The sequence below is a fragment of the Bartonella sp. AP88HLJMH genome (genome assembly GCF_042195605.1).
GTDB lineage: Bacteria > Pseudomonadota > Alphaproteobacteria > Rhizobiales > Rhizobiaceae > Bartonella.
Genome location: NZ_JBHIOR010000006.1, coordinates 1 through 11,995, shown reverse-complemented (window position 1 = coordinate 11,995; position 11,995 = coordinate 1). Strand labels below are relative to the sequence as shown.

Here is an 11,995-nt window from a genome sequence, read left to right as displayed (position 1 = left end):
GGTTAGCCTTTCATTACATTAACATCTTCAACCGCAATGGAACCACGATTACGGAAAAAAACGACCAGAATTGCTAAACCAATGGCAGCTTCAGCAGCTGCTACGGTTAAGACAAATAAAGCGAATACCTGACCAACGAGATCATGAAGAAATGCTGAAAATGCAACAAAATTGAGATTAACTGAAAGCAATATAAGCTCAATGGACATCAAGATAATAATCACATTTTTTCTGTTGAGAAAAATTCCAGCAATACCAATTGTAAACATCAAAGCAGAAACAGTGAGATAATGTGTAATATCAATATACATCTGCATAGCCCCCCTTACATACCTTTGCCTGATTCAACTTGTTTGATTTCAATGGCACTTTCTACCGTTCTAGAAACTTGCTCCGCAATAGATTGCCGCTTTACTCCTAATTTATGACGAAGTGTTAAAACAATAGCTCCAATCATTGCAACCAATAAAATCATTCCAGCAATTTGAAAATAGAAAACATAATCCGTATAGAGAATATCACCTAATGCTTGTGTATTTGTTCGCTGCGCTAAATCTGGCATTGGTTGCGTAACATGCGTTCTCAAGACTGGAGAAAAATAGCTACTCATAAAAACAACAATCAATTCTACAGCGATAATAACACCAATAAGAGCTCCAATAGGAGCATACCGAAGAGTTCCACTCTTTAACTCAGCAAAATCAACGTCAAGCATCATAACGACAAATAAAAATAAAACAGCGACAGCTCCAACATACACAACAAGCAGAATAAGCCCTAAAAACTCTGCTCCTGCAAGTAAAAACAAAGCTGCTGCATTAAAAAATGCGAGGATTAAAAACAAAACAGAATGCACTGGATTGCGTGCTGTAATAACAATAACTGCACTTGTTAGCATAATAAAAGCAAACAAATAGAAAAATGCCGCCGCTAGATCTGTTAGCATAGGCTTCTCCTTAATTATTCAAACAATTGGTATAAACTTCATACCAGATTACAATTTATCGGAAAAATATCCGACACCTCATTTAACGATACACTTAACGATAAGGCGCATCCATCAATATATTTCGAGCAATTTCTCGCTCCCAGCGATCTCCATTCAATAAAAGTTTTTCTTTATCATAATAAAGTTCTTCACGTGTTTCCGTCGCAAACTCAAAATTTGGACCTTCGACAATAGCCTCAACCGGACAGGCTTCTTGACAAAAACCACAGTAGATACATTTAACCATGTCTATATCATAACGGACAGTTCTACGTGTACCATCATTGCGCCGTGGCCCAGCTTCAATTGTAATCGCTTGAGCAGGACAAATCGCTTCACATAATTTACAAGCAATACACCGTTCTTCACCATTTGGATAGCGACGCAATGCATGCTCACCACGAAAACGCTGAGATACAAAACCTTTTTCATAAGGATAATTAATCGTGGGTTTTGGTGAAAAAAATTGACGCATAGCTAAGAAAAAAGCACTCACAAATTCCAATAGAAGAAGTGACTTTGCCGCCTGAATAAAACCTGACATCGTAAAATCTCCTCTTAAACGAAATCCGTAAACTTTAAAAAAGCAGCAGTTATCACAACCATTGCTAGTGAGAGAGGAAGAAAAACCTTCCAACCAAGCCGCATGAGCTGATCATAGCGATAACGTGGAACAAATGCTTTAACCATAGCAAACCAAAAAAATACAAAACAGACTTTTAAAACAAACCAAATGATACCAGGAACCCAATTAAGCCACCAAACATCTAAGGGAGGCAGCCAACCGCCTAAAAATAGAATGGTTGTTAATGCGCACATTAAAACAATCGCAACATATTCACCTAGAAAGAAGAGCATGTAAGGCGTTGAAGAATATTCTACCATATGACCAGCAACAAGTTCAGATTCTGCTTCCACCAAATCGAATGGAGGACGATTTGTCTCTGCAAGCGCAGAAATAAAAAATATAATAAACATTGGAAAAAGGACCAACCAATTCCAATCGAGAAAACTGTTAAAAGGAAGACCAAGAGTTGTACCAAGCCCGTGCGTTTGTTTAAAAACAATTGTTGTGAGATCTAACGAACCACTTATTAAAATGACAGTCACAAGCACAAAACCAATGGAAACTTCATAAGAAACCATTTGTGCCGCCGAACGAAGAGCTCCTAAGAAAGGATATTTTGAATTTGATGCCCATCCCCCCATAATAACACCATAAACTTCAAGAGATGAAATGGCTAAAATATAAAGCAAGCCAACATTAATCTTTGCAATCTCCCAACCCTCATTGACAGGAATAACAGCCCAAGTTGATAAAGCAAGTGTCGCTGAAACAAAAGGAGCCAAAAGAAAAACACCCTTATTTGCACCTGCAGGGATAATAGGCTCCTTAACAACAAATTTAATTAAATCTGCAAAAGACTGTAACAAACCCCACGGTCCAACAACGTTTGGTCCACGACGCAATTGTACCGCTGCCCAAATTTTTCTATCTGCATAAAGAAGATAAGCAACTAAGACCAAAAGAACGACCAAAAGAAGAAGTGTTTTTCCGATTATAATGAGTAATGGCAACAGCCAAGTCATAAAGAAATCATACATCATTATTCCTTTTCCTTTGCCCTTACTTTACTGTTTGTGTAGCACGGTTTTTTGCAAGAGATGAACATTCAGCCATAACAGCAGAAGCACGTGCTATCGGATTTGTTAAATAAAAATCTTTAACCATAGAAGTAAATGCTTGACTCTCGAGAGAAACCATTTTTGAACCAAGCGCCTTAAGACCACTTATATCAGAAGGCACTATATCATCAACAGCACAAAGGTGTGGATAATCATTAAACAAGCATTGCCTTAATTGAGAAAGAGAATCAAAAGGGAGCTTTTGTCCTAAAATATCCGATAAAGCACGCAAAATAGCCCAATCTTCTTTTGCTTCACCTGGAGCAAAACCAGCCCGATTTGTCATTTGAACACGTCCTTCTGTATTCACATAAAGCCCTGATTTTTCAGTGTAAGCAGATGCAGGCAAAATAACGTCAGCAGCATGTGCACCATTATCACCATGGCTCCCAATATAAACTGTAAAAGCTTTTGTATTGGCTAATTCTACTTCATCAGCACCAAGCAAAAATAGAACTTCACAGGTTTTAAGTATATTTGCAACCCCAAGCTTAGAAGTAAAGCCTATGTCCAACCCTCCAACAATCGATGCTGCATTATGAAGAACCCCAAACCCATTCCATGTCTCACTAAGAGCACCTATATTATCAGCTAATTTAGCAAGACTTTTTAAAACAGATAAACCTTCACTTCCTGAAACCGCTCCCTCTCCGATAAGAATAAGGGGCCTCTTCGCTTCTTTTAAGACATTAAAAAAAACATCCTCTCCACGAATAAGTGTCGTTAATGTATCACTCCCAGATCCAAGGTAAGAATAAGGATAACGTAAATCGACTTTCTCTCCAATTAATGCAATAGGAAAATTGCCCATCCGTTGGCGCTTTAAAATACGCGCATTTAAAACAGCTGCTTCATGACGTGGATTAGATCCCACAATAAGCAGTGCATCAGCCTGTTCAATACCTACAATTGTAGGATTAAAAATATAACTCGAGCGCCCAAACTCTGGCGATAAAGCCCCCCCTCTTTGACGACAATCAAAAAGCGTTGAGCCCAAAGAACTCAATAATGCTTTAAGGGCATACATTTCTTCAACAGAAGCAAGATCCCCCGCAATGGCTCCAATTTTTTCTGGAAAAATTTTAGAGATTACCATTTTAATTTTTGCAAAAGCTTCTGTCCAACTGACAGGTTGAAGCTTTCCATCTTTGCGTACATATGGCTTATCAAGCCGCTGAGTCCGTAATCCATCCCAAATAAAACGCGTTTTATCAGAGATCCATTCCTCATTTACATCTTCATTCGTACGCGGCATAATCCGCATAACTTCACGGCCGCGGCTATCAATACGGATAGCACTACCAAGCGCATCCATCACATCAATCGATTCCGTTTTTACCAATTCCCACGGACGGGCATGAAACGCATAAGGTTTTGAAGTTAGAGCTCCCACTGGACAAAGATCAATAACATTTCCCTGTAATTCAGATGTCATAGCTTTTTCAAGATACGTCGTAATTTCAGCATCTTCACCACGACCGATCAAACCAAGCTCAGAAATACCTGCAACTTCCGTTGTAAAACGAACACACCGTGTACAATGAATACACCGTGTCATAACAGTTTTGACAAGAGGTCCAATATATTTATCTTCTACAGCACGTTTATTTTCTGTATAACGAGAACAATCTCGTCCATAAAGCATTGCTTGATCTTGAAGATCACACTCTCCCCCTTGATCACACACTGGACAATCCAAAGGATGATTAATGAGAAGAAATTCCATAACACCTTCACGTGCTTTTTTTACCATCGGTGTATTGGTAAAAATCTCAGGTGCCTCACCGTTAGGCCCTAATCGTAAATCACGAACCCCCATAGCACAAGAAGCCTGAGGTTTTGGTGGACCACCCTTAACCTCAACTAAACACATACGACAATTTCCAGCAATTGACAAAGATTCATGAAAACAAAAACGTGGAATTTCTGCCCCAGCCGCCTCAGCAGCCTGAAGCAACGTGTAGTAATCAGGAACTTCAATCTCTTTGCCATCAACTTTGATATTTATCATCACCCATCCAACCTGCGGATAACCCACTTAAAATTTGCATTCGGTTGCTCTTAAAACAAAATCCTTTATTAAACCGCTTCTAAAGCAATATTTTTGCTTTGGACTACATTTCGCGTGTATTCATCAATTCTACGCTCGATTTCCGGACGAAAATTACGTATTAACCCCTGTACAGGCCATGCGGCAGCATCACCAAGCGCACAAATAGTGTGTCCTTCAACCTGTTTAGACACTTCAAACAAAAGATCAATCTCGCGTTTTTGCGCTCTTCCCTCAACCATACGCCCTAAAAGACGCATCATCCATCCCGTCCCCTCACGACACGGTGTACACTGACCACAACTCTCGTGCTTGAAAAAAGCAGCTATACGCCAAATTGCCTTGATAATATCGGTTGATTTATCCATAACAATCATTCCCCCTGTGCCAAAAGAAGACCCGACATCTCGCATCCCATCAAAATCCATGATCGCATCGATCATATCCTCACCACGAACGACTGGACAAGAAGCCCCCCCTGGAATAACTGCTAAAAGATTATTCCATCCACCACGAACACCACCCGTATGTTTTTCAATTAATTCACGGAATGAAACACCAAGAGCGTCTTCAAATGTACAAGGTGCATTAACATGCCCTGAAACCATAAATAATTTCGTTCCAACATTATTTGCTCGTCCGATTGATGAAAACCACGAAGCACCCCGCCGCAAAATCGTTGGAACAACGGCAATAGACTCTACATTATTTACTGTTGTTGGACAGCCATAAATCCCCATATTGGCAGGAAATGGTGGTTTAAGCCGAGGTTGTCCCTTTTTTCCCTCAAGACTTTCAAGAAGAGCTGTTTCTTCACCACAAATATAAGCACCCGCTCCATGATGAATAACAATATCACAAGCATGCCCATATTTCGTTTTTTTGCCAAGTAAACCCGCATCATAGCATTCATCAACGGCAGCTTGAAGCGCTTCACGTTCACGAATATATTCACCACGAATATAAATAAAAGCAACATTGGCTCCCATAGCAAAAGTAGCGATTGCACATCCTTCAATCAAAGTGTGGGGGTCATGACGTAAAATATCACGGTCTTTACAAGTTCCAGGTTCAGATTCATCGGCATTGACAACCAAATAATGAGGACGCCCATCATTCTGCTTTGGCATAAAGGACCACTTCATTCCAGTAGGAAAACCAGCACCACCACGACCGCGTAAACCCGATGCCTTCACTTCATCAATGATCCAATCACGACCTTTGTCAATCATTTCTTTCAGACCATTCCAATGCCCACGCAACATCGCAGCCTTTAATGATTTGTCTTTTAAACCATAAATATTGGTGAAGATACGATCTTTATCAGTTAGCATACCCCACCTTTTTTTCTATTACCCATAGCATTTTCCGTTTTTCCTCAAATGCAGTTTTTAAATATCTTTTCAAGACTTCTTACTTTTCGTTAAATGTTGCCGTCATGGGTAGAATAATAAAATATTTTCTCAAGAAAAATACTTAATTATGTTCCCCATTCTTTCCTTATCCTTTTTTGGTGAAGACTTGAGAGATCTTTTTTTCTTTCTCATCATCAATAAGAGAAGTTAAACCACTAATCGGTTCCGACGATTTACGACTATTTTGCGGACCAACCGCTATCTCAGAACCCTTACCTGCTTCAAATGCATCAATAATTTCTTCAAGGCGTTCAGCTGTAAGATCTTCATAAGTATCTTTAAAAATCATAACCATCGGAGCATTCACACAAGCACCAAGACACTCCACCTCTTCCCATGATAAGGTTCCATCCTGATTGGTCGCAAAAGGTTCATGATGAATTTTTTTCTGACAAACTTTAATCAATTCATCAGAACCACGTAACATACAAGGCGTTGTACCACAAACTTGAATATGCGCTTTTGTTCCAACAGGCTTAAGCTGAAACTGAGTATAAAAAGTAGCAACTTCTAAGACACGGATATAAGCCATGGAAAGAATCTGAGCAATATGCTCAATCGCTGCACGTGTCACCCAACCATCTTGCTCTTGAGCACGCATTAATAATGGAATTACAGCAGATTGCTCACGCCCTGCAGGATATTTTTTTATGGTATTTTTTACCCATATCTGATTTTCTTTTGTAAAAGAAAACTCAGCGGGCTGATAAACATCATCTGCAAGACGGCGTACGGACATTAGCGATCAACCTCCCCAAAAACAATATCAATCGAACCCAAAATAGCTGTAGCATCTGCTAACATATGACCTCTGGTTAAAAAATCCATAGCTTGGAGATGAGCAAACCCAGGAGCACGCAACTTGACACGATAAGGCTTATTGGTTCCATCAGAAACAAGATAAACACCAAACTCACCCTTCGGAGCTTCCACAGCAACATATACTTCTCCAGGAGGTGTATGAAAACCTTCCGTATAGAGTTTAAAGTGATGAATCAGTGCTTCCATCGAGCTTTTCATTTCACTCCGCGTCGGTGGTACAATTTTGCGATCCAAGCTCGAAACTGGTCCATTTTTTTCAGTACTCAGTAAACGTTCCACACATTGGCGCATAATTTTCGCTGATTGACGCATTTCTTCCATACGAATAAGATAGCGATCATAACAATCGCTATTTTTACCTATAGGAATATCGAATTCCATTTCATCGTAACATTCATAAGGCTGACTTTTACGCAAATCCCATGGAACACCAGCTCCACGAATCATAACCCCAGAAAAACCGCGTGCCCAAGCTTCATCAATACTTACAACGCCAATATCCACATTACGCTGCTTAAAAATCCGATTTGGGGTCACAAGCGCGTCAAGTTTTCCGAGAGAAACAAGAAATGGATCAATAAAATCACCAATATCCTCAACTAAAGATTCTGGTAAATCTTGATGCACGCCACCAGGACGAAAATAATTTGCATGAAGACGAGCACCACAGGCGCGCTCATAAAAAATCATCAATCTTTCACGTTGCTCAAATCCCCAAAGCGGTGGTGTTAAAGCACCAACATCCATTGCCTGTGTCGTTACATTAAGCAAATGATTAAGAATACGCCCAATTTCAGAAAACAAAACACGTATTAATTGCCCTCTTTTAGGAACTTTTATATCTAATAACTTTTCAATAGCAAGAACAAAAGCATGTTCCTGATTCATAGGAGCAACATAATCCAAACGATCTAGATAAGGACCAGCTTGGAGATAAGTCTTTGTTTCCATTAATTTTTCAGTACCGCGATGCAACAACCCAATATGTGGATCTACACGCTCAACAACTTCACCGTCCAGCTCCAGAACCATGCGCAAAACCCCATGCGCCGCAGGATGCTGCGGACCAAAATTGATATTAAAGTTTCGAACATTGACCTCAGCCACAATCAACCCCTTGCTTTTTAAAAAACTTCATATCAAATATCAAAAAAATCTATCACGCTAAAAAATATTTAATTATTTAAGAAATACAGTACCCTAATATAATGCCTTATCAAAACCAATATTATTTTTTTTCATCTGCTTTCCCATCACATGGCAAAGTATACTGTCCTCCTTCCCAAGGAGAAAGAAAATCAAAATTACGCATCTCTTGGCGCAAAACAACAGGCTCATAAATCACCCTCTTTGCTTCATTATCATAACGGCATTCAACAAATCCTGTCACAGGAAAGTCTTTGCGTAAAGGATATCCTTCAAACCCATAATCTGTTAAAATCCGTCTCAAATCCGGATGTCCTGAAAATAAAATCCCATACATATCATACGTTTCACGTTCATACCACTCTGCGCCAGGATAAACCGTACAAGCTGAAGCAACAGGAGTATTTTCATCTGTACGAACTTTTACACGTAAGCGTAAATTCTCACGAGGAGATAACAATTGGTAAGAAACATCAAAGCGCTTATCGCGAGAAGGATAATCCACACCACTAATGTCTGTAAGATTAATAAATTGACAGCGAGAATCATCACGAACAAACATTAAGACATCGATAATTGCATCAAGACGTGCCACAATGGTCAATTCACCAAAAGCAAGAACAGTCTCTTCAAGCTTATTTTTTAATTTGTTTTCCAAATAAGCAGCAAGCTCAACCAATGTTTCATCCACCATGACAAGAAAACTCTCTATCGCTCTATGGATCCGGTACGACGGATTTTTTTCTGTAGCAACAATATGCCGTATAATAATGCCTCTGCTGTAGGTGGACACCCTGGGACATATATATCGACAGGCACGATACGATCACATCCCCGCACTACTGAATAGGAATAATGATAATATCCCCCACCGTTTGCACATGATCCCATAGAAATCACATAACGTGGCTCTGGCATCTGATCGTACACTTTTCTTAAAGCAGGAGCCATCTTATTTGTCAGAGTACCTGCCACCACCATCACATCTGACTGGCGGGGTGAAGCTCGTGGTGCATATCCAAAACGCTCATTATCATAATGAGGCATTGAGCATTGCATCATTTCGATAGCACAACAAGCCAAACCAAAACTCATCCACATTAAAGAACCGGTACGTGCCCAAGTAATCAAAGCATCTGCCGAGGTAACTAAAAAACCCTTATCTGATAATTCAGCATTGATATCACGAAAAAACTTATCGTCAGATCCTATCAGCCCACCAGTATTTGGATCAATGATTCCTTTTGGTTTTGGAGCCTCAATCGTTGAATTATTAGATCTTAATTCCATTCAAGGGCTCCTTTTTTCCATTCATATATAAATCCAATAGTCAAAATCGCTAAAAACACAATCATCGACCAAAAGCCAAACATACCTATTGATTCGAATGAAACAGCCCAAGGAAAAAGAAATGCAACTTCAAGATCAAAAATAATAAATAAAATTGATACCAAATAGAAACGAATATCAAACTTCATGCGTGCATCACTAAATGAATTAAACCCACATTCATAAGCCGATAATTTTTCAGGATCGGGGGAACGATATGCTACAATGTAAGGTGTAATCAACAAAACTCCAGCAATAACCGCTGACACAATAATGAAAATCAAGACTGGCAAATAAGAGCTCAATAAATAAGCCATAACCCTCTTCCATCGTAACGAAATGCCTGAGTTTAACACAATGATTCAATATTGCGAGACCAAACAGACAAATTTAACAATCGCTCTATTAACTCTATTCATACTGCTTCTAAGGCATACAGAGCGATACTTTTCTTATCGGCATAGGTAACGCAGAGCAAAGAAAGACGCAAGCCCTATTCTTATAAACCATATAAAAAGAAAGAAAAAACATATCTATTCCCAATCAAACACTCCACCACATTACTCATAGCATATGGATATTTTAAAAAGGAAATTTCATAAGGAATCACGAAATGGCGCGAGTGACGGGGCTCGAACCCGCGACCTCCGGCGTGACAGGCCAGCACTCTAACCAACTGAGCTACACCCGCGCATTTTTTTCGAACCAATTTAATTTGGTACAAGCGGTCGTGTAAGGGGTTCATGCGTTTATGTCAAGAAGGATTCTGCATTTTAAAAAAAAATTATCAAATCCCATCTTTATTCTTGCGTTTAGAAAAATTCTTCCTTAAATAGTCTCCATTCAATTGCTGATCATTGCATTGGGCGATTAGCTCAGCTGGTAGAGCGCCTCGTTTACACCGAGGATGTCGGGAGTTCGAGTCTCTCATCGCCCACCATATAGCTTTATATTCCTATTAAGTTTTTGAAATTCATATCTTTTTTGCTGCGAGGGATGCCTTAATAAAGTTAGGGGAATAGGGTTTTCACTATTTCCTTTACAAAGCGTATTCTTTTTGCCAGCTTTCTCTAACAATTTTTTAATAGTTCTAAATCTTTTCTTGTGAAATAATGTTTATCAGTCTAGCAAACATACCAACAGCTTCACATCTAAATGTATCAGAAGACTTTATAGTGAAACTTTTACAACAAGCATCCGATTCTCTTCTCAAAATTTCTGCTGCCTCTTGATCTAAACCATAAAGCTCTATGATCTTTTCCTCCAGTCCTACAGGAACAGATTTTTTGCTAATCTCGACAGAAGATAAAAATCCTACAGATATGTCTAATTTCTTAGCCATATCTAAGAGGCGTTCGGAGTGATCAATGCGAAGTTTCCGTAAAATTTTACCAAAGGGTGTTAGCATTTAAATAAAACGCGTAAGGGTATAAGCTTTACGGCATAAACTGAGAAAATTATCCACCAATAATATGTTTCACGCAATCAGCAATGTGATTTACTTTCTTTGCATTAGCAGCAACTCCATTAAATTTTTTTATAATCCAATCAGCTCCTGTTCCAAGGTGTGTAATCTATGTTTTTTGAACAATAGGCTCAACAGCCCTCACAGTTTCTTCAGTAGATGTAGTTAATTCCAGAAATCTTTCACAAACAATTCGAGGCGCTTCAAAATCATTTGCTTCATTACGTACAGTAAACAAATTATCTAAATTATCGTCGTTAATAAGATAAGGGGAATGCGTCGAATAAATTACTTTATTGCCCTTTATGCTCGATAAAGTTTGTAAGGAGCTTAATATTTTTCTCTGTGGATGAATATGTAAATTATTTGCTGGCTCATCCAATAAAAAAATTATTCCATTTTTGCTTCTATGCCTGCGAACTTCTGTAAGGACTTTAAAACAAAAAAACCAACGAAATCCTTTACTTCTCTCATGTAAATAAAAAAGAGGTTATTTGCTTTAATTTGTAAACAATAATCTACAAAACCACTATTAGATTTTTCTATTATACAATCATCAAAAAGGCTCTTCCCTTCAGTAATATCCACCCAACCTTCTTTCACTACTGACTTTAAATAACCATTGATCAATCCTATACGCTGCTTAACAGCATCGTTGTCATCACAATTAACAATATCTTCCTGAAAACTAATACCAAGATTTTTTTCTTATTTTGTACTCGATTGGATGAGCCATAAACATACCGACATGCTTGGCTCGCATCTCCAACGAAAGTATGGAGATTGTAAGGATTTGTGAACATGTTCCATGTTTCTGTCCACCAGCTACTACCAGCAGGTATTGTCTCGTAAGTATAGCCATTGCCGCCAATAATTCTGCTGACAAAGTCGTATCTATTCCCATCAAAGCCAACAATGGTTTGTTTGCCATCACTCACATAACCTAACAGACCGGATGCAACTAAAACATTAAAGGCTGGTCCATAGAGATTGATAGTCGTGTTTTCGTTGGCTATCCCGTGCACACCTTCTTGTTTGAAAGAATTCAGCATATTCCCCAATGTCATTGTCCCGCGACTATGTCCATAAAGTTC

General features: G+C 38.9%; 12 protein-coding genes, 2 tRNA genes and 3 pseudogenes. 1 reads left to right on the top strand and 16 read right to left on the bottom strand.

Features of this window, described 5'->3' with window-relative positions; translation table 11 throughout:
• Positions 1-2: 2 nt before the first annotated feature.
• The 12 genes and pseudogenes from nuoK to ACFIMA_RS04160 form a co-directional block, all read right to left on the bottom strand.
• Positions 3-311, bottom strand: a complete 309-nt coding sequence (gene nuoK, locus ACFIMA_RS04215) for an NADH-quinone oxidoreductase subunit NuoK (RefSeq protein ID WP_273791275.1) — start codon at positions 309-311, stop codon at positions 3-5.
• Between the two features lie 14 nt (positions 312-325).
• Positions 326-946, bottom strand: a complete 621-nt coding sequence (locus ACFIMA_RS04210) for an NADH-quinone oxidoreductase subunit J (protein WP_375611880.1) — start codon at positions 944-946, stop codon at positions 326-328.
• 94 nt (positions 947-1,040) lie between these two features.
• Complete coding sequence (gene nuoI, locus ACFIMA_RS04205) at positions 1,041-1,532, bottom strand: NADH-quinone oxidoreductase subunit NuoI (RefSeq protein ID WP_273723184.1); 492 nt, start codon at positions 1,530-1,532, stop codon at positions 1,041-1,043.
• 14 nt (positions 1,533-1,546) lie between these two features.
• On the bottom strand, positions 1,547-2,593 hold the full coding sequence (gene nuoH / locus ACFIMA_RS04200; protein WP_375632259.1) for an NADH-quinone oxidoreductase subunit NuoH: 1,047 nt from the start codon (positions 2,591-2,593) through the stop codon (positions 1,547-1,549).
• A gap of 22 nt (positions 2,594-2,615) precedes the next feature.
• Entirely contained in the window at positions 2,616-4,685 is a 2,070-nt protein-coding gene (nuoG, locus tag ACFIMA_RS04195; protein WP_375613455.1) for an NADH-quinone oxidoreductase subunit NuoG, read from the bottom strand.
• A gap of 68 nt (positions 4,686-4,753) precedes the next feature.
• Complete coding sequence (gene nuoF / locus ACFIMA_RS04190) at positions 4,754-6,058, bottom strand: NADH-quinone oxidoreductase subunit NuoF (RefSeq protein ID WP_375632252.1); 1,305 nt, start codon at positions 6,056-6,058, stop codon at positions 4,754-4,756.
• A gap of 129 nt (positions 6,059-6,187) precedes the next feature.
• Positions 6,188-6,878, bottom strand: a pseudogene (gene nuoE / locus ACFIMA_RS04185) (NADH-quinone oxidoreductase subunit NuoE).
• Entirely contained in the window at positions 6,878-8,068 is a 1,191-nt protein-coding gene (locus ACFIMA_RS04180) for an NADH-quinone oxidoreductase subunit D (protein WP_375613457.1), read from the bottom strand. The pseudogene nuoE and the gene ACFIMA_RS04180 overlap by 1 nt, the downstream one beginning before the upstream one ends.
• Before the next feature lie 121 nt (positions 8,069-8,189).
• The gene (locus ACFIMA_RS04175) at positions 8,190-8,801 is read right to left on the bottom strand and encodes an NADH-quinone oxidoreductase subunit C (protein ID WP_375613458.1); all 612 of its coding nucleotides are present in this window, start codon (positions 8,799-8,801) and stop codon (positions 8,190-8,192) included.
• A gap of 14 nt (positions 8,802-8,815) precedes the next feature.
• Positions 8,816-9,397: a NuoB/complex I 20 kDa subunit family protein gene (locus ACFIMA_RS04170; protein WP_375606831.1), complete on the bottom strand. Its 582-nt coding sequence runs from the start codon at positions 9,395-9,397 to the stop codon at positions 8,816-8,818.
• Positions 9,388-9,753, bottom strand: coding sequence for an NADH-quinone oxidoreductase subunit A (locus ACFIMA_RS04165; RefSeq protein ID WP_005773599.1), 366 nt, complete (start codon positions 9,751-9,753; stop codon positions 9,388-9,390). Before ACFIMA_RS04165 ends, ACFIMA_RS04170 begins: the two co-directional genes overlap by 10 nt.
• 297 nt (positions 9,754-10,050) lie before the next feature.
• Positions 10,051-10,127 (bottom strand) — tRNA-Asp (locus ACFIMA_RS04160).
• A 173-nt stretch (positions 10,128-10,300) separates the two neighbouring features.
• Between ACFIMA_RS04160 and ACFIMA_RS04155 the strand changes: the two genes are divergently transcribed.
• Positions 10,301-10,376: transfer RNA gene (locus ACFIMA_RS04155), tRNA-Val, on the top strand.
• 116 nt (positions 10,377-10,492) lie between these two features.
• On the opposite strand, the pseudogene ACFIMA_RS04150 reads toward ACFIMA_RS04155, so the two are convergent.
• The 4 genes and pseudogenes from ACFIMA_RS04150 to ACFIMA_RS04135 form a co-directional block, all read right to left on the bottom strand.
• Positions 10,493-10,844 (bottom strand): annotated as a pseudogene (locus ACFIMA_RS04150) (XRE family transcriptional regulator); the annotation flags it as partial.
• Positions 10,845-11,010: 166 nt separating this feature from the next.
• Positions 11,011-11,283, bottom strand: a complete 273-nt coding sequence (locus tag ACFIMA_RS04145; protein ID WP_375693143.1) for an AAA family ATPase — start codon at positions 11,281-11,283, stop codon at positions 11,011-11,013.
• 8 nt (positions 11,284-11,291) lie between these two features.
• On the bottom strand, positions 11,292-11,531 hold the full coding sequence (locus tag ACFIMA_RS04140) for a hypothetical protein (protein WP_375693144.1): 240 nt from the start codon (positions 11,529-11,531) through the stop codon (positions 11,292-11,294).
• A 2-nt stretch (positions 11,532-11,533) separates the two neighbouring features.
• A pseudogene (locus ACFIMA_RS04135) lies at positions 11,534-11,995 on the bottom strand (hypothetical protein); the annotation flags it as partial.

What these genes read in the sequence shown, in the direction of transcription:
- nuoG (WP_375613455.1), bottom strand. Translation starts at nt 4,685, where the DNA reads ATGATAAATATCAAAGTTGATGGCAAAGAGATTGAAGTTCCTGATTAC.
- nuoH (WP_375632259.1), bottom strand. Translation starts at nt 2,593, where the DNA reads ATGTATGATTTCTTTATGACTTGGCTGTTGCCATTACTCATTATAATC.
- nuoI (WP_273723184.1), bottom strand. Translation starts at nt 1,532, where the DNA reads ATGTCAGGTTTTATTCAGGCGGCAAAGTCACTTCTTCTATTGGAATTT.
- ACFIMA_RS04170 (WP_375606831.1), bottom strand. Translation starts at nt 9,397, where the DNA reads ATGGAATTAAGATCTAATAATTCAACGATTGAGGCTCCAAAACCAAAA.
- ACFIMA_RS04175 (WP_375613458.1), bottom strand. Translation starts at nt 8,801, where the DNA reads ATGGTGGATGAAACATTGGTTGAGCTTGCTGCTTATTTGGAAAACAAA.
- nuoK (WP_273791275.1), bottom strand. Translation starts at nt 311, where the DNA reads ATGTATATTGATATTACACATTATCTCACTGTTTCTGCTTTGATGTTT.
- nuoF (WP_375632252.1), bottom strand. Translation starts at nt 6,058, where the DNA reads ATGCTAACTGATAAAGATCGTATCTTCACCAATATTTATGGTTTAAAA.
- ACFIMA_RS04165 (WP_005773599.1), bottom strand. Translation starts at nt 9,753, where the DNA reads ATGGCTTATTTATTGAGCTCTTATTTGCCAGTCTTGATTTTCATTATT.
- ACFIMA_RS04210 (WP_375611880.1), bottom strand. Translation starts at nt 946, where the DNA reads ATGCTAACAGATCTAGCGGCGGCATTTTTCTATTTGTTTGCTTTTATT.